Annotated in this window: 22 protein-coding genes and 1 tRNA gene; 11 read left to right on the top strand and 12 right to left on the bottom strand. The window is 58.7% G+C overall.

Annotated elements, in window-relative coordinates; all coding sequences use genetic code 11:
- The first annotated feature begins 70 nt into the window (after nt 1-70).
- Nucleotides 71-1,285 carry an acetyl-CoA C-acetyltransferase gene (locus D1222_RS00280; protein WP_119452256.1) on the top strand — a complete coding sequence of 405 codons (1,215 nt, stop codon included), beginning with the start codon at nt 71-73 and terminating at the stop codon, nt 1,283-1,285.
- 69 nt (nt 1,286-1,354) lie between these two features.
- Nucleotides 1,355-1,441: transfer RNA gene (locus D1222_RS00275), tRNA-Leu, on the top strand.
- 19 nt (nt 1,442-1,460) lie between these two features.
- Here D1222_RS00275 and D1222_RS00270 read toward each other — a convergent pair.
- From D1222_RS00270 to D1222_RS00255, 4 genes are all read right to left on the bottom strand, one after another.
- The gene (locus tag D1222_RS00270; RefSeq protein ID WP_119452255.1) at nt 1,461-1,790 is read right to left on the bottom strand and encodes a hypothetical protein; all 330 of its coding nucleotides are present in this window, start codon (nt 1,788-1,790) and stop codon (nt 1,461-1,463) included.
- A gap of 109 nt (nt 1,791-1,899) precedes the next feature.
- Nucleotides 1,900-2,556 (bottom strand): hypothetical protein, encoded by a 657-nt coding sequence (locus tag D1222_RS00265; RefSeq protein ID WP_119452254.1) that lies wholly within the window; start codon nt 2,554-2,556, stop codon nt 1,900-1,902.
- A gap of 59 nt (nt 2,557-2,615) precedes the next feature.
- Nucleotides 2,616-3,014 carry a hypothetical protein gene (locus D1222_RS00260; protein WP_119452253.1) on the bottom strand — a complete coding sequence of 133 codons (399 nt, stop codon included), beginning with the start codon at nt 3,012-3,014 and terminating at the stop codon, nt 2,616-2,618.
- A gap of 12 nt (nt 3,015-3,026) precedes the next feature.
- On the bottom strand, nt 3,027-3,371 hold the full coding sequence (locus D1222_RS00255) for a DUF883 family protein (RefSeq protein ID WP_119452252.1): 345 nt from the start codon (nt 3,369-3,371) through the stop codon (nt 3,027-3,029).
- A gap of 128 nt (nt 3,372-3,499) precedes the next feature.
- Here D1222_RS00255 and D1222_RS00250 point away from each other — a divergent pair, with 128 nt between their 5' ends.
- Nucleotides 3,500-4,273 carry a Crp/Fnr family transcriptional regulator gene (locus D1222_RS00250; RefSeq protein WP_119452251.1) on the top strand — a complete coding sequence of 258 codons (774 nt, stop codon included), beginning with the start codon at nt 3,500-3,502 and terminating at the stop codon, nt 4,271-4,273.
- A 14-nt stretch (nt 4,274-4,287) separates the two neighbouring features.
- Here D1222_RS00250 and D1222_RS00245 read toward each other — a convergent pair whose 3' ends face one another.
- Together D1222_RS00245 and D1222_RS00240 are read right to left on the bottom strand one after the other, a co-directional pair.
- Nucleotides 4,288-5,514: a Glu/Leu/Phe/Val family dehydrogenase gene (locus D1222_RS00245; protein WP_119452250.1), complete on the bottom strand. Its 1,227-nt coding sequence runs from the start codon at nt 5,512-5,514 to the stop codon at nt 4,288-4,290.
- 46 nt (nt 5,515-5,560) lie between these two features.
- A complete protein-coding gene (locus D1222_RS00240) occupies nt 5,561-6,349 on the bottom strand; it encodes a response regulator (RefSeq protein ID WP_119452249.1) in 789 nt (262 codons plus the stop codon).
- A gap of 138 nt (nt 6,350-6,487) precedes the next feature.
- Here D1222_RS00240 and D1222_RS00235 point away from each other — a divergent pair, with 138 nt between their 5' ends.
- From D1222_RS00235 to D1222_RS00225, 3 genes are read left to right on the top strand one after another with little or no spacing between them, the layout of a single operon-like run.
- Nucleotides 6,488-6,685 carry a NepR family anti-sigma factor gene (locus D1222_RS00235; RefSeq protein ID WP_119452248.1) on the top strand — a complete coding sequence of 66 codons (198 nt, stop codon included), beginning with the start codon at nt 6,488-6,490 and terminating at the stop codon, nt 6,683-6,685.
- Between the two features lie 8 nt (nt 6,686-6,693).
- Nucleotides 6,694-7,302: a sigma-70 family RNA polymerase sigma factor gene (locus tag D1222_RS00230; RefSeq protein WP_119452247.1), complete on the top strand. Its 609-nt coding sequence runs from the start codon at nt 6,694-6,696 to the stop codon at nt 7,300-7,302.
- 37 nt (nt 7,303-7,339) lie between these two features.
- Nucleotides 7,340-8,995, top strand: a complete 1,656-nt coding sequence (locus D1222_RS00225; protein ID WP_182481816.1) for a sensor histidine kinase — start codon at nt 7,340-7,342, stop codon at nt 8,993-8,995.
- Here the strand turns inward: D1222_RS00225 and D1222_RS00220 are convergent.
- From D1222_RS00220 to D1222_RS00205, 4 genes are all read right to left on the bottom strand, one after another.
- Entirely contained in the window at nt 8,992-9,798 is an 807-nt protein-coding gene (locus D1222_RS00220; RefSeq protein ID WP_119452245.1) for a metallophosphoesterase family protein, read from the bottom strand. The genes D1222_RS00225 and D1222_RS00220 overlap by 4 nt on opposite strands.
- The gene (locus D1222_RS00215) at nt 9,798-10,652 is read right to left on the bottom strand and encodes a diacylglycerol/lipid kinase family protein (protein WP_119452244.1); all 855 of its coding nucleotides are present in this window, start codon (nt 10,650-10,652) and stop codon (nt 9,798-9,800) included. Before D1222_RS00215 ends, D1222_RS00220 begins: the two co-directional genes overlap by 1 nt.
- Entirely contained in the window at nt 10,649-10,915 is a 267-nt protein-coding gene (locus tag D1222_RS00210) for a DUF7218 family protein (RefSeq protein ID WP_119452305.1), read from the bottom strand. Before D1222_RS00210 ends, D1222_RS00215 begins: the two co-directional genes overlap by 4 nt.
- 448 nt (nt 10,916-11,363) lie before the next feature.
- Complete coding sequence (locus D1222_RS00205; RefSeq protein WP_119452304.1) at nt 11,364-11,507, bottom strand: entericidin A/B family lipoprotein; 144 nt, start codon at nt 11,505-11,507, stop codon at nt 11,364-11,366.
- A 144-nt stretch (nt 11,508-11,651) separates the two neighbouring features.
- Between D1222_RS00205 and D1222_RS00200 the strand changes: the two genes are divergently transcribed.
- From D1222_RS00200 to nusG, 4 genes are all read left to right on the top strand, one after another.
- A complete protein-coding gene (locus D1222_RS00200; protein WP_119377902.1) occupies nt 11,652-11,825 on the top strand; it encodes a DUF1328 domain-containing protein in 174 nt (57 codons plus the stop codon).
- Nucleotides 11,826-11,948: 123 nt separating this feature from the next.
- Nucleotides 11,949-12,827: an SMP-30/gluconolactonase/LRE family protein gene (locus D1222_RS00195; RefSeq protein WP_119452243.1), complete on the top strand. Its 879-nt coding sequence runs from the start codon at nt 11,949-11,951 to the stop codon at nt 12,825-12,827.
- A 138-nt stretch (nt 12,828-12,965) separates the two neighbouring features.
- Nucleotides 12,966-13,181 carry a preprotein translocase subunit SecE gene (secE, locus tag D1222_RS00190; RefSeq protein ID WP_119452242.1) on the top strand — a complete coding sequence of 72 codons (216 nt, stop codon included), beginning with the start codon at nt 12,966-12,968 and terminating at the stop codon, nt 13,179-13,181.
- A 24-nt stretch (nt 13,182-13,205) separates the two neighbouring features.
- Nucleotides 13,206-13,751, top strand: a complete 546-nt coding sequence (nusG, locus tag D1222_RS00185) for a transcription termination/antitermination protein NusG (protein ID WP_119452241.1) — start codon at nt 13,206-13,208, stop codon at nt 13,749-13,751.
- Nucleotides 13,752-13,776: 25 nt separating this feature from the next.
- On the opposite strand, the gene pgi is transcribed toward nusG, so the two are convergent.
- Both pgi and pgl read right to left on the bottom strand, forming a co-directional pair.
- Nucleotides 13,777-15,324, bottom strand: coding sequence for a glucose-6-phosphate isomerase (gene pgi / locus D1222_RS00180; RefSeq protein WP_119452240.1), 1,548 nt, complete (start codon nt 15,322-15,324; stop codon nt 13,777-13,779).
- A 14-nt stretch (nt 15,325-15,338) separates the two neighbouring features.
- Nucleotides 15,339-16,043: a 6-phosphogluconolactonase gene (gene pgl, locus D1222_RS00175; protein ID WP_182481815.1), complete on the bottom strand. Its 705-nt coding sequence runs from the start codon at nt 16,041-16,043 to the stop codon at nt 15,339-15,341.
- 198 nt (nt 16,044-16,241) lie between these two features.
- On the opposite strand from pgl, the gene tuf reads away from it, so the two are divergent.
- Entirely contained in the window at nt 16,242-17,432 is a 1,191-nt protein-coding gene (gene tuf / locus D1222_RS00170) for an elongation factor Tu (RefSeq protein WP_119452236.1), read from the top strand.
- The last annotated feature ends 5 nt before the right edge of the window (nt 17,433-17,437 follow it).

Below are 17,437 nucleotides of genomic sequence, written 5' to 3'. Positions count from 1 at the left end.
TCCACGGTATGGGTTGCACGCAAGGCCGAGATTGGCTGTATGGCGTGGACCAGTTTCGGGAGGAAATACCATGCGTGATGTCGTCATCTGTTCACCGCTTCGTCTGCCTGTCGGCGGCTTCGGCGGCAGCCTCAAATCAGAGCAGGCGCATGACCTGGCTTCCTTCCTCGTTCGCGAGCTGATGAGCCGCAATGACGTGCCGGCAGAAGCGGTCGATGATTGCGTGTTCGCCCAGTGCTATCCGTCCATGGAAGCGCCGGCGCTTGGCCGCGTCGTTGCGCTGGACGCGGGCCTCACCACGGGGACCGGCGGCATCCAGATCGACCGCCGTTGTGGCTCGGGCCTGCAGGGCGTCATCTATGCGATCATGCAAATCGCGACGGGCGCAAGTGATGTGATGATCGCAGGCGGCGCAGAAAGCATGTCGAACGCGCCGTTCTTCTCCACCCATATGCGCTGGCAGATCAAGGGCGATGGCCTGATGCTGCATGACGGCCTGACGCGCGGTCGCTACACCGCTGGCGGCAAGTTCTACCCGGTCGAAGGTGGCATGATCGAGACGGCAGAGAACCTCCGCCGTGACTATGGCATCACCCGCGAGGCGCAGGACGAGTTCGCTTACAACTCCCACATGAAAGCGGCCGCGGCGCAGAAGTCCGGCAAGTTCGACCAGGAAATCGTGCCGTTCACTGTGAAAGGCCGCAAGGGCGACACCGTCGTCGACAAGGACGAGCACATCCGCGCTGACTCATCTCTTGAGAAGCTGTCCACGCTGCGCGCGCTGCGCGGCAAGGTCGATCCGGACGCAACTGTCACGGCGGGTAATGCATCGGGTCAGAATGATGGCGCAGCAGCCTGTATCGTCTGTACGCGTGAAGCCGCCGAGAAGTATGGCCTGAAGCCTCTCGCGCGTCTGACGTCATGGTCGGTCGCTGGCGTTGGTCCAGAAGTCATGGGCATCGGCCCTGTGCCTTCGACCCAGAAGGCGCTGGACCGGGCTGGCCTCAAGCTCTCCGACCTCGACGTGATCGAGCTCAACGAGGCGTTTGCGTCGCAGGTGCTAGCCTGCACCAAGGCGCTTGGTTTTGAGAAAGAGGACTATGAACGCCTCAACCCGAACGGGTCCGGCATTTCGCTTGGTCACCCGGTTGGCGCGACGGGCGTGCGCATTCTGACGACGATGCTCTACGAGATGGAGCGCCGCGAGGCACGGTACGGTCTTGAGACAATGTGCATTGGCGGCGGTCAGGGTCTGGCCGCGATCTTTGAGCGGGTCACAGACTAACGGGGTGCGAACAGGCAAGCGTGCTTGCCTGAAGCCGCCGGTGCAAACTAGACAGTCGGAGTGCGCCTTGCGGGCGTGGCGAAATTGGTAAACGCAAGGGACTTAAAATCCCTCGACCGTATGGTCTTGCCGGTTCAAGCCCGGCCGCCCGCACCACATCTGATTGTCGCGAGTTTTAGGAAAGCGCCGTGTGGCGTGCCGGACGCTCTGGCAGGAAGTCAGCCTGCTCGACACGCGCGCGGCACTCCGGCAGCGCATCCAACGTTTCTTCGTCGAGGATGAGGGCGGAGTTGAACTCGCCGCTCTCACCCTTCAGTGGCAGAGCGTACTGACCGACTTCAACGTCTGTGTCGACTTCGACCGGAATGAGCGGCAGTCCGGAGCGGCACGCCGTCTCAGCGTCGGACAACTCAGCAGCCGTCAGGTGAACGCGCTCTGCAATCGCTGGCGCTGCGAATAACGCTGCGGCTGCGACAATTGCGAGTGATCTGACGGCGTTGCGCATGTGACTGTTCTGCTTTCCTCGATTGAGAGAAAAACGTCGCCACAGCTAAGCGGTTCCGCATATGCTGTGTGAATTACCCTTAATGAGCGGCAGAATGTGCAGGTGTTGGTCAGCCCGTGTTCACCAGAATGAAAACGAATAGCGAATAAAGGGCCGAAAGAATCGCGAACTTTCCTAGCGCTGCCAGCACGAAGGGGCGCAAATCCTGCCAGCTGGTCTGGCGGGCTATGTCCGCGACTTCGGATGCGATCTCCCGCGTCATGTTATCCATCTTGTGGCCAGCCAGCGACAGGATGATCCGCGTTGTGCGCCCAGCATCAAACTCTTCCGCCTCTTCAAGGACCTGTTCAAAGACAAGCGCAGCGACCGTCTCTCCAAGGGCCTTCTTCGGGCGCCAGTGATGCTCATGAAGCTTACTCAGGACCAGTCTGGCAGTGGGGAAGATGACGATCGCGTCGCGTACGATAAATATCGCGAGCAGGATAACAGTCGCGACCGACATGACCGCATGAGAATAGATGCCGATCCGAAAGCCCAGCCAGACAAGGACCAAGAGGCAGGCCTTTATGAAAACTGACTGCACAAAGTGGATCAGGTTTTCCTGAAAAAAGACCACCGCATGGCTTCTGATGCGCTCACGCGCCTCAATGGCGGCCTGATGAATGATCTTCTGCTTTTTGCGGTTTACCGCGTCGCCGATCGCCTTGCGGCCAAGGCTGACGCCCGTGGTGAGCGCCGAAACAACGAGAAAGGCCGTCCTCAACATTTGAGGACGGACCAGATTTTAGATCTGATTGGCTTCTTTCGAGCACTGGCCATAGGCCGTTAGATCAGTTGATCGAACAGTTTTTGCAAGCCTTTCGACGCGCTGTCAGGGCTCGAAATAAGGAAGTATCCAGCCGCGAGCGCAGCCGTCGCCGCTACGATCGGACGCTTTTCTACCAGCGCTTCGATGGCATCGAATGGCAGATCGGCTAGCATGTCAGCTGTCGCATTCTCAAATTGGTCGAGCTCTTCCTCAGTCGATTTTCCTGGCTTGAGGAACACAACCGTGCAGACGCACGCGACAAACAGGAAAAGACTGGCAACACACACAGTTGCCCATAGCAGGCCAATGACCGGCATGAGAGCGACAACGACTGCCACGGTCAACGTCGTGACGCCGGCGAAGCCAAAAAAGACCGCGCCAGCGCCAGCGATTATTCTCAGTTTTGCTACATCCATGAAGGTAAGCTGTTACTTACGCTTCAACATGGCGAGCAGGACACCCGTACCGAATGCGATACCGATGGAGGCGAGCGGGTTTTCACGCACCTTGTCCTCAATATAGTCGCGAGCTTTCTCGGCTTCGTCACCTGCTTTCGTAGCGTAGTCCTTTGAAACTTTTACGCCGCGATCGTATTCCTTCGAGGTACGCTCGCGAATGTATTTGCCCGAATTGGAGGCGAGGGACTGTAGGTCCTTCTGAAGTTGGGCAATGTCGCCTTTCAGCGATTCAAAGTCCGAGCCAGCCGCTTTTGCAGCAGCTTCAGCGGCGACGTCTTTGACGCCATTTGCTTTTGTTGCAGTTCGTCCAGCCATTGGTAACTCCCGGCGTTTTCAATTAATCTCATGTAATCAACGCCAAGCCCTTGCAATCGTTCCAAGAGCTATGGAATTTGGGGCGTCGGGCGATCTAATTCTGCGGCTGGGAAAGGAGGGCTGTTTTCATGAGCGTTTTCAAGAAGCGGCTCGGCCAGTATGTGAGCCTCGGCGAGGATGACTGGCTACCTTTCGATGAGCTTGACCATCATGAGCAGGTCTATCTGGCTGGCGATGACATCGTGCAGGCAGGTGATGAAATCCGTCAGGTGTTCATCGTCATGGAGGGGTGGGCGATCCGTTACCGGCTGCTGGAGGATGGGCGCCGGCAGATCGTCAATTTCATGCTTCCAGGTGACGTGTTCGATTTGCAGTCGCTGGCCGATCTGAAGGCGGACCATTCGCTGACCGCCATCACCGAGTGCAAGGTGCTCGTGATCTCGTCGAGCGTGTTCGTGAATATGCTGCAGACGTCTGCGAGCCTCGCATCCGCCTTCTGGTGGTCAGCTGTGCAGGAAGAATCCATCCTGCGCGAACAGATCGTCAGGATTGGCCGTCGCTCAGCGCGAGAACGTATCGGGCATTTGCTGCTGGAACTACATCGCCGCTTTGTCGGGGCGACCGGTATGGAGGTCGAGCGTCTCACCGTGCCGCTGACGCGCGCCGATATTGCAGACGCGCTCGGTCTTACGCCGGTACATGTGTCGCGGACCATGTCTGCCATGCGGCGGGCGGATCTGATCACCGAAGGGCGCGGCGGCGAAATCACGATCGTGGACCGCGCAAAGCTGGCGCGGCTATCGCACTTCGATACCGACTATCTGCATCTGAAAAAGCTGCACATCACGTCCGGTCGGCCTGTAAGGGATGCTGGCGAAGCGCAGAGAGGCCTCGCTGACTAAAGGGGGTCGAGTACTCAGCTTTCGAACAGGCCCTGACCGACAGCAACTGCGTTGAGATCCCTCAATGCATAGAGCAGGGCGGCCTCACGCCAGCTACCGCCGCATTCGTGGACCGTAGAAGAGACCGAGCCGGCAGCGGCCGACAGCCTGTCTTCCCACATCGCCTGAATGTCACCCAGCTTGTCCTCGCCGCCTTTGCGGAAGGCGAGCCACTCAAGGTGTGACGCGGCCACGCCGCCAGCATTGAACAGAATATCAGGCCCGACAATTATGCCCTTTTCCGCCAATGCCGCGTCAGCATCTGCGGTGATCGCCGCGTTCGCAATCTCGACAATCATTCTACAGGACAGATTATCGACATTGTCAGCCTTGATCACATCCGACATCGCCGCGAGGCAGAGTATGTCCACATCAGCTCTCAGCACGTCGTCAGAGCTTGCATTGTAATTCAGTTTGCCAGCTGCCTTCTGCTTGGCCACCTTCTCAATATCGAGACCATCAGCGTTGGAGATCGTCCCGCTACTATCTGACATGGCGATGATCATCGCGCCTGCGTCGGCGGCATCCTGCGCAAACTCTAAACCTGCCTTCCCCATACCCTGAACGGCGATGCGTGCACTCGAAATATCAATGCCGAGTTCTTCGCCAAGAGTACGCAACAGAAAGACTGCGCCACGTCCTGTGGCCCCTTCGCGGATCGAGAGGCCGCCCATGTCCAGGGGCTTGCCTGTGACGGCGCCGACAGAGCCGCTATTGTGCGCAGGCTCCAGCCCTTTGACGATGTTTTCCATGTCATGGGGTGTTGTGGCAACGTCGGGCGCTGCGATGTCATTGTCAGCGCGCAACGTGTCCGAAAACAGCTCACCATATGCAATGGCCAGCTGGCGTCTTTCATCGTCCGACAAGGTGTCTGGATCGATTCGAATAGCGCCCTTGGCACCGCCAAAAGGCAGATCGAGGAGCGCGCATTTCAATGTCATGAGAAAGGCGAGGCGATTTACCTCGTCGGGGTCAGCGCTGGCGGAGAAACGAACGCCGCCTTTCGTGGGACCTTTGAGCGTATTGTAACGACAGCGCCACGCCCGCATGAAGCTGGTTTTGCCATCGTCGCGGCTGATTGAAAGCTCTCGTTCGATAAGTTCCGCGGGCAGTTTGAGGAGCCGACAAACATTTGCCAGCTCCTCATCAATTTCAACAATCCTCTCCAGACGGCGCACCGCAAGTTCCAGCAAGTCAGACATATCATTCCTCTGCTGAAGCAGCCGTTCGCCGAAAGGTTTGCAACGATTACTCCGCTGCGACGGACTCCGAGGAAGGATGGAAGAATAGGGCCTGACCGATAGCTGCCTTGACCGTGTTTTCTTGGAACGGTTTCGGGATCAGGTAAGTCGGCTCCGGACGTTCACCCGTGAGCAGGCGCTCTGGGAAAGCCGTGATGAAGATGATCGGGACGTCGAGCTCCTCGAGAATCTCGTGAGCTGCCTCAATACCCGAGGAATTATCAGCAAGCTGAATGTCACAGAGGATCAGTCCCGGTGGGTTGGCCCGTGCCATTGCGACGGCCTCAGTATGCGTCGTCGCGTTGCCCGTGACCTCGTGACCCAGTTCTTCAACAAGGCTTTCAAGGTCAGCAGCGATAACCGGCTCATCTTCGATAATCAGCACCTTGGTCGAAAGTGTCTCTTCGATATCGGTATGAGCTTTGGCGATCAGTTCTTCGACCTGCTGGACAGTCTTGCCAAGGATCGTTGCCGCTTCGCTGACCTGAAATCCTTCCAGTGCGGTGAGAAGGAATGCCTGGCGTTCAATCGGCGCGAGAGCCTGTAGACGTGTTTCCGGTGTCATGGCGCCGCCCGGGCGCTCAAGACGGGCCCCGGTAGACCCCCAGATGACATGGAAAAAACGATACAGCGCCTGGCGCGCCGGCAGCTCTTCGCTAACCTGACTAGGATCCTCTGCCAATGCGGTCAGAGACGCGCGGATGTATGAATCACCACTTTCCTGACTGCCCGTCAGCGCCCGCGCATAACGGCGCAGAAACGGCAGGTGTGGACCAAATTGCTCAACAAGACTCATGCTAACCCTCGCACATTACGTTCGGTCTATAACTTGTGCTCGACGCAAAAGTTGCAACCCAGTGAAAAAAAGTTTGTTCCGAATGGAACTTTGCGTTTCCGAAGGCTTTACACGTGTTCAGATAAGCACCGGGGACTTATGAGCGAAAAAGCGAGTCATACACCGATGGACCAACACGCAGGAGGGAGCGCAGACGACGACCGTTCACGCAAATTGCGTCAGAAACGGATCGGCGATCAGCTCCGCCGCCTCTATGACGAGGTCACAGAGGAAGCTGTTCCAGAGGAATTCTTGAATCTTCTCGAACAGGCCGACAACACCAAGAACAAGCAATAGAGACTGTTTTGACCAAGCCGACACTCGATGATGAGGCGTTCAAAGCAGAACTCGCCGGACTCATTCCACACTTGCGCGCATTTGCGCGCAGTCTTTGCGGAAATGCCACTGCTGCTGACGATCTCGCGCAGGAAGCCATGCTGAAGGCATGGAAAGCGCGTGAGAGCTATCAGCAGGGAACAAATCTAAAGGCTTGGACCTTCACGATCCTCCGCAATCTCTTCTATTCGGAAAAGCGCCGCAGCTGGCGTCGCCAGCAGCTGGATCCAGAAGTGGCAGAGGCCACGCTGATCGCGAATGACGATCCGTCGTCTGCGATGGATCTTCTGGCGCTTCGCACAGGCCTGACGGTCCTTCCGGAAGATCAGCGCGAAGCCCTGATCCTGGTTGGGGCAGGTGGCCTCTCTTATGAAGAGACCGCGGAGATCTGCGGATGTGCCGTAGGCACGATCAAGAGCCGGGTAAGCCGTGCGCGTAAGGCGCTTGCTGAAATCATTGATAAATCCCAGGGTGGATTTTCCGGTGATGGCAAGCTGCGGGCATCGGAAGCCTTCGACGATATCATGAAACAGGCTGACGAGCTTTCTAGTGGATCAACCGCCGACGCCAGGAACTAGTCGAGCGCCTTCCAGACGGGGCTCCCTGAGGCTGCGATTGTTGATCACGATCGCAGCCGCTTTGACTCCTATCCTGATCTTCGCTGGCTTTCGCTCCTACCTGAATGCGCAGGATTCGCGCGCTGAACGCCGGAATGATCTGGTAGAGATTTCCGACCGGGCGATTGACGAAGTCGAGCAGGTCCTCTCGACCGTCGATACGCTGCAGCAGATCTATGAAGCCGACATCGTGAACGGCGACTGCCGCGGCGTCTATGCGACGCTGTCCCCGCGGGTGCCGCAACTTTCAAACATTGCGTTCTTTGACGCTGAAGGCCTGGCCGCTTGCTCAGGTCTCCAGGTCAGCGGCGCGCGAGTTGTTCAACTCGAAGCGTTTGAGCTGTTGCGGCAGGGACAGACGAAGGTGCGCACGGACGCGTTTTTTGGGCCGCAAAGCCAGGCTTGGCTCTTCTCTGTCATGCGACGCGTTGAAGGCCCGGATGGTGATTTTCGCGGCGCGATCGCATTCCCGCTCCGCACTGACGAGCTCATCCGAACGATCAGGCTGACCAACCTGCCAGAAGATGTCGAACTGGCGCTGTCGGACAGCGGTGGGCAGGTCTTTGGCAGTGCGCGGATCGCAAACGTAGATCCTGCATGGATCGAGAGCGCAACTGGCGACGAAGATGGTGAACTGTTCGTTCTCGACGTTGAGGATCAGGGCTCTGTCGACGTGGTCGTCCGCGCCATCGTCGACAATCGCATCTACGCGATTATCTCGCGGCCATCGCCGGGCCTTTTCAGTGAGTTCACGCTGCAGCCGCTGGAATCGATCGGCATCCCGCTCCTGTCGTTCACACTGGCTCTGATCGCGGCATGGCTTGCCGTCGACGGACTGGTGCTGAAGTGGCTCGCAAGGCTACGCCGGCTCGCGCTGATCTATGGTGAGGGGCACTATAATTTCCGGATCGGCAACGAATTCGACAACGCCCCTGATGAAATCCAGTCCTTTGCGCGCACGTTCGATCGAATGGCGAACCGAATTGCTGAACGCGACAGTTCCCTGCGCTCTGCCATCGCGATGCGCGATTCTGCGGTGAAAGAGATTCACCACCGCGTGAAGAACAATCTCCAGATCGTGGCGAGCTTTCTCAACCTGCAACGCCGTCAGGTTTCTGACCCAGCGGCGAGGAATGTGATTTCAGCGGCCCGTCACAGGATCGATGCGCTCTCTATCGTGCACCAGACGCTTTACCAGCATGAGCGTCTAGAGACGGTGCATATGCAGCCGTTTCTCGACGCGCTTCTATCTCACCTGGCGGGCGCGCTGGGCATGGACGAGATCCGCGTGACGATTAAGCAGGACATCGCCGATATCGACCGACCGGCCGACGATGCGATCCCGATCGCGCTCTTCCTCCTCGAAGCTGTCACCAACGCCATGAAATACGCCTTCGACGACAATGGCGGCACGATCCTCGTGAGGCTCAAGGAAGACGGCGACGATATCGTGCTGTCGGTCATAGATGACGGCTTTGGGGTGCAAGAGCAGGAAGATGCGCCTAAATCGACGGGGCTTGGGTCCCGTCTGATGACGGCGTTCGCAAAGCAGCTGCGCGCCGATATGAGCTCGCACTCCCAGCCTGGCGAAGGTTATACGGTGGAGCTTAGAATGCCGACGTCAGAACGCGTCATGAAAGCGACCGACTTCTAGTCGACGCTCAGATGCGTTTCCTTCAGCTCGAAGTTCGGCGTCAGGACGTGTGGTTTTTGCGGGACGAACCGGTCGCCATGCAGATTGAAGATCGTCACGGCGCAGTCCTCACCGGAAATATCGATCAGGTTGAAGCTGGCTGGATTGGCGCGCAGGCGCGTCGACAGCGTGCCTGCTGAGACGGCTATATAAGCATCGTCCTCATGATCCACGACCGTTACAGACGGAACGTGAACGTGACCTGTCAGCAGATATCTGAAGCCGCTTTTCGCAAGACGTTTGCTGGCCCGGTTGCCGCGGCGCGTTGAGGTGCGCATTGGCGCATCAGGCGGCGACAGGAAAGGGTGGTGGCAGATCAGGAAGGCCGTCTTCTCGGCCACTTCGTCGCCGGTTGATATCGCATTATCAAGATCATCCAGATTCACTGAGCCTTCAGCCCAGTTTTTCCGGGTTTGCCAGCCACGTGCCGTGTTAATGCCGGTCAGCACCGCATTATCCAGATGTACGGGATCACTGAATTCATCGAAGTAGCTATCATGACGCTCAAACGGCGACACGACGCGTTCATACAGGTTCAGAAGCGGCGTGTCGTGGTTGCCCGCGACGACGAGTTTGGGCATCGAGAACGTATCGAGCCATTTTCGGGCCGCTTCGAACTCTTCATGTTTGCCGCGCTGGGTAAGGTCGCCGCAGACGGCGATCGCGTCGGGTTCGATTGCGTCCACCGTTGCCTTGAAGGCGTCAATGGCGCGCGGGTTCTCGGTTCCGAAATGGATGTCTGCGACCTGGATAATTTTTGACATTACAAGTTGGCGCTAAGGGCGCGCCCCGCTTTTGCGATCCTTTTGAAGCTAGTCCCGGACTTAAGGCGGACTGGCTCCCCATCCAGCGTTACGCGCAGATCGAGCCCGCGTTCATGCTCCAGCTTGCCGGAACGGATGTGAGAACAGCTTACACCTGATGCATTGCGCCAATCGTCAAAGAGGGCGCCAAACCCCGCCGCAGCGAGTTCAAGTGGATTGTCGGGATCGATGTACGCAAACTCAAGCGTCTCATCCTGCTGCGTGCCAACGAAAACGGACACCGCGGTCGCGAAGCCCGCTTCTGTCGTGCCGTCGCTTTTCTCGACGTCGAAGGTCATGTTTGTCCGAAGGTCGAGAACATCGCTACCAGAGAGTGTTTCCAGCGCCTCCAGAAGGTGGCCCTTGCGGATAGCCTCTCGCGGACCGGTAAGGTCGGTCAGGTTGCCTGCCATTGCAGCGACATAGAATGTGCGCTCACCGGCCTTGCCTGCGGGGACGTCGATTTCCTTGCCGTCCTGCAGCGCACGCGTGAGACAGTCCTGCCACTCGCAGGCACCGCCATGGATCTGCTTGTGAAACAAATTCATCGTGCCGCCGGGTAAGGGCAGGATGAGGGGGCCGTCTGGTCCAGCGTGTTCAAACGCGCATGCGATCGTCCCGTCGCCGCTCCAGACAATCAGAATATCTGGTTCGTCGGCAATCGCCTTTTTGACCTGCTCCACGAGCTGGTCGATCTCGATTTCGATGATATCGGCAGTGTGCCCGATCTCTTCGAGAGCTTTGCGAAGCGCTTCAACCCCGTCTTCGGGCACACTGCCAGAGTGTGGATTGACCAGCGCGGAGATCTTGCTCATCGGCTCTCCCGCAATGCTTTGATCAGATCGTCCTTGTTCATGTCGGAACGGCCCTCGATCTCAAGCTCCTGAGCGCGCTCGTAAAGCTCATCGCGGGTCCAGTCTTCATAAGCCTGGGCCTTGCCGCCCTTTTTGGACGGCTCCTGATCAGAGTTTGCCTTGGCGTTTGCGATACGCGCTGCGGTGGATTTGGAGTACCCCTCATCGACCAGCGCTTCATATGTTTCATCATCCTTGATGGATGGTCCGTGGTCTTTGGCCATCATGCCCTCGAAGTCGTTGTTAATTGCATGATTTTCGAACGCCAGCTGGGGAATTTCGTTCCCGCCGGGAACCGACGGTCGCTGGCGGCGTAAGATCGGTATGGAAAACGCAGCCTCACAAAAATCAGTGTCCTCAAGCCCTTACGATCCAGCGGTTGGACCACTGGGGGACGTGGCGCACGTATTCCGCCGCCTTGGCGGCATATCGAGGCTGGACGTGGTGTGCTCAATGATCGGCGTCGCCTGTGTTGCCTTCTGGTCGTGTCTGCGGACGGGCAAGGCAAAGGCGATGAAAGCCACCATTCGTCCCACGGTCTATCTGCTGTCTTACATTCCTGTTGAGCAGCCTGTAACACCGGTCAGGTAGGTCGCCCCAAGTCTGCTGCACACGAAAAAGCCCGACCAATATTTTTGGCCGGGCTTTTCGTTTTTCAGATGTCGGCTCGGCTTACGCGCCAGCTTCTTCTGCAGATTCTTCGATCACCTCGCCAGTCGCTTCGACGTCTTCGCCAGCGCCTTCGACAGTGTTGCAGCCCGCCGCCAGAAGCGCCATCAGGCCAAGTCCTGCGATCATGATTGGGTTCTTTTTCATGACATATCCTTTCTTGTCGCGGACCAGCTGCAACGACGTCTCCGGCGGTCTGGTTCCAAAATTATTTTGCGGAACCGGTTTGCCCCTATGCCCGTTTTCTTCTCAACGGCATCGGGCCGTAACACGTAACTAAGGAGATCAATCATGCTTGGTTGGGCACTTACATTTTTCGTACTGGCTATCATCGCCGCAGTCTTCGGTTTCGGTGGCATCGCCGGTGCTTCGGCAGGTATCGCACAGATCCTGTTCTTCGTTTTCCTCGCACTGCTGGTTATCAGCTTCATCGCTCGCGCAGTCCGCGGTCGAAGTGTGATGTAGACGGTCAGACAGACCAGAAATTACCGGAAAGCGGTGCCTTAATCGGCGCCGCTTTTCTTTTGCGCGCTGCAGAAATTGAGCGAGTGGCTTTTGCGGGAACGCAAACGCAGCTACAGCCGAGGCATGAAGCCAGCTGATCCGCAATGCGTCGCCCCCACAAGTTGTCTGCTCGGTCAGAGCCCGGTCTGGAGCGCCAGTGAAGGCCTCCTGTTCTGGGTCGACCCGAACCGCGCGAAGCTCCACCGTTTCAAGCCAAAAACTGGCAATACGCGGCGCTATGACCTGCCGCTGAAGGCAAGCGCGCTTGGCCTGGCGGGCGGCCAGCTGCTCATGGCAGGCGGGCTGGAAGTCGGCCTCTTCGATATCGAAACCGAAGACTATCGGCAGATTGCCAAACTCGACGGCGACGTCTCTGATCTACGCATCAATTGCGGCGGCTGCGGGCCCGATGGAAGCTTCTGGTTTGCCGTGATGGACAGCGCCGAGAAACAGGCAAGGACTGTCTGGTACAGGCTGCGCGCCGACCGGGTGCTGGAACAGCTCAATGCGCCTTCCGTCATCATCCCTTCCACTGGGTGCTTTTCGCCTGACGGCCGGGTTTTCTACACGGCGGACACGACCGAGCAGGAAATCCTGGCGTTCGATGTCCGTGAAGATGGCGCTCTTGAAGGCCGCCGTGTGTTTGCAACGACCAGCGCTGGGGCAGGGTATCCAGATGGATGCGCCGTTGATGCTGAAGGATTTGTCTGGAACGCGGAGTGGGACGGCGCGCGTATCGTCAGATACCGGCCAGACGGGGCGGTCGACAGGGTTGTGTCTCTTGCTACGGTGCGCCCGACGGGCCTCTGTTTCGGTGATAACGACCTCAGGACGCTCTACATCACGACAGCGCGTACGGGGCTGACCGGCTTCCAAATGGACACCCAGCCATTCGCAGGTGGATTGTTCGCGATGCGGACAGATTGTGCAGGCCTGAGCGTGCGTAACTGGCATGGGAAATAGCGCATCAACAGGCGCTGCGACCTTGCCCCCAGAACTTCCTGCACCCACATGCCTTCACAATCAGCGCAAGGAAGAGTATGGCGGTGCATCGATACGGTCGAGACCGTAACAATTCCCCGGACTTTCAGGACGTATTTGATGGCCGATAAGGACAAGAAAAAAAGCGTGGACCCTGTGACCTTCGCCCGCCAGGTCGAGGCGGAAGGCCGCAAGGTGACGTGGACCTCGCCGCAGGAAACGGTGCAGGCGACCATCATGGTCGTAATCATGTCGATCATCGTCGCATTGTTTCTTTTCCTGTCAGACCAGGTCATCGCTGCACTGATCGGCCTCATTACCGGTCTCGGCGCCTAACAGTTTTCAAGGAGTGCCCCGCCCATGGCCGAGGCCAAATGGTATATCGTTCACGCTTACTCGAACTTTGAGAAGAAGGTCGCCCAGACCATTCGCGATCAGGCGAACCTCAAGAACCTGTCAGAGCTGATCGAAGAGATTGAAGTTCCGACTGAGGAAGTCGTTGAAGTCGTTCGCGGCAAGAAGAAGACCGTCGAGAAGCGCTACTTTCCGGGCTACGTCCTGCTGAAGGCAAACCTGACCGACGACGTCTATCACCTTGTTCGTGACACGCCGAAAGTGTCAGGCTTCCTCGGGGCCGAAGGTGGTAAACGCCCGCTTCCAGTGCCACAGCGCGAAGTCGATCGTATCCTCGGCACGGCAGATGAGCCAGCCGCTGAACGTCCACGTCCGCAGGTCTCGTTCGAGATTGGTGAGCAGGTCCGCGTCAATGAAGGCGCGTTCCAGGGCTTTGAAGGCGGCGTGGAAGAAGTCGACGAAGCTGCTGGCCGCCTGAAAGTCTCGGTTTCGATCTTCGGACGCGCAACGCCCGTCGATCTCGACTACTCGCAGGTCGACAAGATCAGCTAACGGATTTTCTCCGTACAATCAGAGCTTATGAACGGATTGCGGCGATCAGTTTTGCCGTGATGGCGTCGCTTGCCTGGCGCTCACCGCGCAGGGCAGGCTTCAGCCGTCCAGCCATGGTCTTGCCGCGCTCCACGCCCCACTGGTCGAAGCTGTTGAGACCCCAGAGCTTGCCCGCAAGATAGGTGCGGTGCTCGAAGAGGGCGATCAGGCTGCCGAGACGATACGGGTTGAGGCGCGGGGCATGCAGGATCGTTGATGGACGCCCACCTGCGTGAACTTTCTGCGCTGCAATTTCCAGCGGCAGGTCCGGCTCATCAGCCTGAACGTCTGCAAGCGACCGGCCATTCGCCAGAACCTCTGCCTGCGCGAGCGCATGGGCCGTGAGGCCCGTCACGCCATCTGAATCGGACGTCTCGCCGGGGGCGAGGATGAACTCTGCAGGTACCATGGACGGGCTCTGATGCAGCCACTGATGGTAGGAGTGCTGACCGATCGTACCTTCGCCGCCCCAGAGCAAGGGCGCCGTCGGGCCTGATACAGGCCGCCCGTCAGGGCGCACGGACTTGCCGTTCGATTCCATCTCAAGCTGCTGCAGGTAGGCCGGTAGAAGCCTCAGGCGGCGCGAATAGGCGAGCAGCGCGCGGGCGCCGAAGCCGAGTATCGTTGCGTTCCAATAGTCGAGCAGGGCGAGACGAATCGCGAGATTGTCCGCGATATCGGCGGTTGCAACGTGCTGGTCCATCGCTTCGGCACCTGCGCGGAAATCTTCCATCACATCGGACTGCAGTGCAATGGAGCATGCCAGCGAACCGGCCGACCAGATGGAGAAGCGCCCGCCAATCGTTTCTGGCAGGTTGAGAATCAGGCCATCGGCGCCATCGAGCCAGTCCAGAGCACGGTCGCGATTCGCGGTGATCAGCGCGAAGTGTTTGCTCCAACCCTTTGGAATTGAAGCCTTTACCCAATCGCGGGCGCGGCTGAGATTGTACAGCGTTTCTTCCGTGCCGAAGGATTTGGATACGCCCACGATCAGCGTCTGCGCCGGGTCGAGACCCTTCAGGGCGAGGTCGAGGTCCAGCGGGTCGAGATTGGCGCAATAGCGCAGCTCGATGTCCTCGCGGCGGCGATCTTCGAAAGCATCTGCGATGAGGCGCGGGCCGAAGTCAGAACCGCCAATGCCGATATGCACGACGGCCTTGAAGCGCTCGCCAGTCGCGCCCTTGCGGCTGGACCAGGCAATTTCCTGCGCGAGTGTTTCTGCATCGACGACGCTCTGGCGAACGTCGCGGACCGTTTCGTGTTCCGGCTCCTTCGCCCGTAGCGCCCAGTGAAGCGCAGCGCGTCCCTCGGATGGATTGACCATCTCGCCATCGAACAGCTGATCGATGGCGGTCTTCAGCCTCATGTCGTCCGCAAAGGCAAACAGCGCTGCGTTTGCGTCAGTGTCGAGATAGTGGCGCGACAGGTCGACGTTCCAGCCAGCCGCTGAGAGCGGTTTGGTGGCGGCCCGGACGCTCAATATGGTGCGGAAGGGCAGGGCACGCAGCCGCTCGGCATGGTCATGCAGTGTCATTGGTCAGCCTTGGATCAGGAACAGGAGAAAATGGTCAGCGCGTCGCCCGCGGCCCGGCGCATCTGTGTAACGGGATGGGAGCGATCGCGGCGCTCGAACACGGTGCGTTTCTTGTCGCCGCTCATCAGGAGCAGGATGTAACGGGCACGCGCGACGACCGGCAGGGTCAGCGTCATGCGCAGCGTATGGTCGCCGGTCGTCTTTAATTTCTGGGCTTCGATGGCGGCCACGTTCCGTGTCGTATCCGGCGACATGGCTTCATCAAGGCCTTTGGCGTCCGCAAACCATGAGAGCGTGTGGCCGTCGGCGCCCATACCAAGCACCATCACATCGACGGGCGAGGTAATCGGGCGGTAGAGCGCGTCCACCTCCTCGACTGCGTCAAAGGGCGAGGTGGCGGCGGCTTTCATTGGGATGAATGCTGCTTCGGCCGCCTTGTTCTGGATCAGTGTTTCGCGGACCAGGCGCTCATTCGAGGCTTCATCGGACGCATCGACCCAGCGCTCATCGGCGAGACCGACGCTGACTTTCGACCAGTCGAGGTCGATTTGCGAAAGCTCTCGGTAGACCGGGCCCGGCGTGGAGCCGCCTGAACAGATGAGGCTGGCCTTGCCGCGGCGGGCAAGTGCGTCGGCGAGGCGGGTCTCGATCCAGTGCGCTGCGTCCACGTGGAGCGTCTCTGGCGTGCCGAATGTGTGGAAAGCTGTTGTCTGGCTCATAAGGGGGAAGGGAGACTGCCTGAGCCGCTGGCTGTCAAGACCAAAGCCTGGCTCCTGCGCTTGAATTGTCATGGGTGCTTGAAAGCGCGCGCGCGCATGTGTATGTCGCCCGCTTCAACGGGAATCAAAGGCCCGCTGGCAAAAGGAAGCATCACCCCCCGTCCGGCGGGCCGGACAGTAGCTAGAGGAGGCCGTGTTATGGCCAAAGAGAAGTTTGCGCGGAACAAGCCGCACGTAAACATCGGCACGATCGGCCATGTTGACCATGGCAAGACGACGCTGACGGCAGCGATCACGATGACGCTTGCAGAAGTTTATGGCGGCGCAGCGAAGTCCTATGCGGACATCGACAACGCCCCTGAAGAAAAAGCACGCGGCATCACCATCAACACCGCGCACGTCGAGTATGAGACGGACGAGCGTCACTATGCTCACGTCGACTGCCCGGGCCACGCTGACTATGTGAAGAACATGATCACGGGCGCCGCTCAGATGGACGGCGCGATTCTGGTTGTGAACGCAGCTGACGGCCCGATGCCGCAGACCCGCGAGCACATCCTGCTTGCACGTCAGGTCGGCGTTCCTGCGCTGGTCGTGTTCCTCAACAAGGTTGACCAGGTCGACGACGAAGAGCTCCTCGAGCTCGTCGAGATGGAAGTCCGTGAGCTTCTGTCGTCCTACGACTTCCCGGGCGACGACATTCCGATCGTTTCCGGTTCTGCACTCGCAGCTGTCGAAGGCCGCGACGAGAATATCGGCAAGGAGAAGATCCTTGAGCTGATGAAAGCTGTCGACGAGTACATCCCGACCCCGGACCGTCCACTGGACAAGCCGTTCCTGATGCCGGTCGAGGACGTGTTCTCGATCTCTGGCCGTGGTACGGTTGTGACCGGCCGCGTCGAGACGGGCATCATCAAGGTTGGTGAAGAAGTCGAGATCGTCGGTATCCGCGACACGCAGAAGACGACCGTTACGGGCGTTGAGATGTTCCGCAAGCTGCTCGACCAGGGCCAGGCTGGCGACAATATCGGCGCACTGATCCGCGGTATCGACCGTGAGGGCGTTGAGCGTGGCCAGGTTCTCTGTAAGCCAGGTTCGATCACCCCGCACACGACGTTCGAGGCAGAAGCCTACATCCTGACCAAGGAAGAGGGTGGCCGTCACACGCCATTCTTCACCAACTACCGTCCACAGTTCTACTTCCGTACGACGGATGTGACGGGTGTTGTGAAGCTTCCAGCGGACAAGGAAATGGTCCTGCCGGGCGATAATGTGAAAATGGAAGTCGAGCTCATCGCTCCGATCGCCATGGACCAGGGTCTTCGCTTCGCAATCCGCGAAGGCGGCCGCACCGTCGGTGCAGGCGTCGTCTCAAGCGTTAGCAAGTAAGACCT

The sequence above is a fragment of the Henriciella algicola genome (genome assembly GCF_003576245.1).
GTDB lineage: Bacteria > Pseudomonadota > Alphaproteobacteria > Caulobacterales > Hyphomonadaceae > Henriciella > Henriciella algicola.
This window is presented reverse-complemented; position numbering and strand designations above follow the sequence as displayed.

Bases quoted from the DNA above. Each gene is read 5' to 3' on its own strand.
- secE (WP_119452242.1), top strand. From the start codon at position 12,966: ATGGCCGATAAGGACAAGAAAAAAAGCGTGGACCCTGTGACCTTCGCC.
- D1222_RS00235 (WP_119452248.1), top strand. From the start codon at position 6,488: ATGAGCGAAAAAGCGAGTCATACACCGATGGACCAACACGCAGGAGGG.
- tuf (WP_119452236.1), top strand. From the start codon at position 16,242: ATGGCCAAAGAGAAGTTTGCGCGGAACAAGCCGCACGTAAACATCGGC.
- D1222_RS00195 (WP_119452243.1), top strand. From the start codon at position 11,949: ATGAAGCCAGCTGATCCGCAATGCGTCGCCCCCACAAGTTGTCTGCTC.
- pgl (WP_182481815.1), bottom strand. From the start codon at position 16,043: ATGAGCCAGACAACAGCTTTCCACACATTCGGCACGCCAGAGACGCTC.
- D1222_RS00200 (WP_119377902.1), top strand. From the start codon at position 11,652: ATGCTTGGTTGGGCACTTACATTTTTCGTACTGGCTATCATCGCCGCA.
- D1222_RS00280 (WP_119452256.1), top strand. From the start codon at position 71: ATGCGTGATGTCGTCATCTGTTCACCGCTTCGTCTGCCTGTCGGCGGC.
- D1222_RS00270 (WP_119452255.1), bottom strand. From the start codon at position 1,790: ATGCGCAACGCCGTCAGATCACTCGCAATTGTCGCAGCCGCAGCGTTA.
- D1222_RS00265 (WP_119452254.1), bottom strand. From the start codon at position 2,556: ATGTTGAGGACGGCCTTTCTCGTTGTTTCGGCGCTCACCACGGGCGTC.
- D1222_RS00260 (WP_119452253.1), bottom strand. From the start codon at position 3,014: ATGGATGTAGCAAAACTGAGAATAATCGCTGGCGCTGGCGCGGTCTTT.
- D1222_RS00250 (WP_119452251.1), top strand. From the start codon at position 3,500: ATGAGCGTTTTCAAGAAGCGGCTCGGCCAGTATGTGAGCCTCGGCGAG.
- nusG (WP_119452241.1), top strand. From the start codon at position 13,206: ATGGCCGAGGCCAAATGGTATATCGTTCACGCTTACTCGAACTTTGAG.
- D1222_RS00240 (WP_119452249.1), bottom strand. From the start codon at position 6,349: ATGAGTCTTGTTGAGCAATTTGGTCCACACCTGCCGTTTCTGCGCCGT.
- D1222_RS00215 (WP_119452244.1), bottom strand. From the start codon at position 10,652: ATGAGCAAGATCTCCGCGCTGGTCAATCCACACTCTGGCAGTGTGCCC.
- D1222_RS00245 (WP_119452250.1), bottom strand. From the start codon at position 5,514: ATGTCTGACTTGCTGGAACTTGCGGTGCGCCGTCTGGAGAGGATTGTT.
- D1222_RS00220 (WP_119452245.1), bottom strand. From the start codon at position 9,798: ATGTCAAAAATTATCCAGGTCGCAGACATCCATTTCGGAACCGAGAAC.
- pgi (WP_119452240.1), bottom strand. From the start codon at position 15,324: ATGACACTGCATGACCATGCCGAGCGGCTGCGTGCCCTGCCCTTCCGC.
- D1222_RS00205 (WP_119452304.1), bottom strand. From the start codon at position 11,507: ATGAAAAAGAACCCAATCATGATCGCAGGACTTGGCCTGATGGCGCTT.
- D1222_RS00210 (WP_119452305.1), bottom strand. From the start codon at position 10,915: ATGGCCAAAGACCACGGACCATCCATCAAGGATGATGAAACATATGAA.
- D1222_RS00255 (WP_119452252.1), bottom strand. From the start codon at position 3,371: ATGGCTGGACGAACTGCAACAAAAGCAAATGGCGTCAAAGACGTCGCC.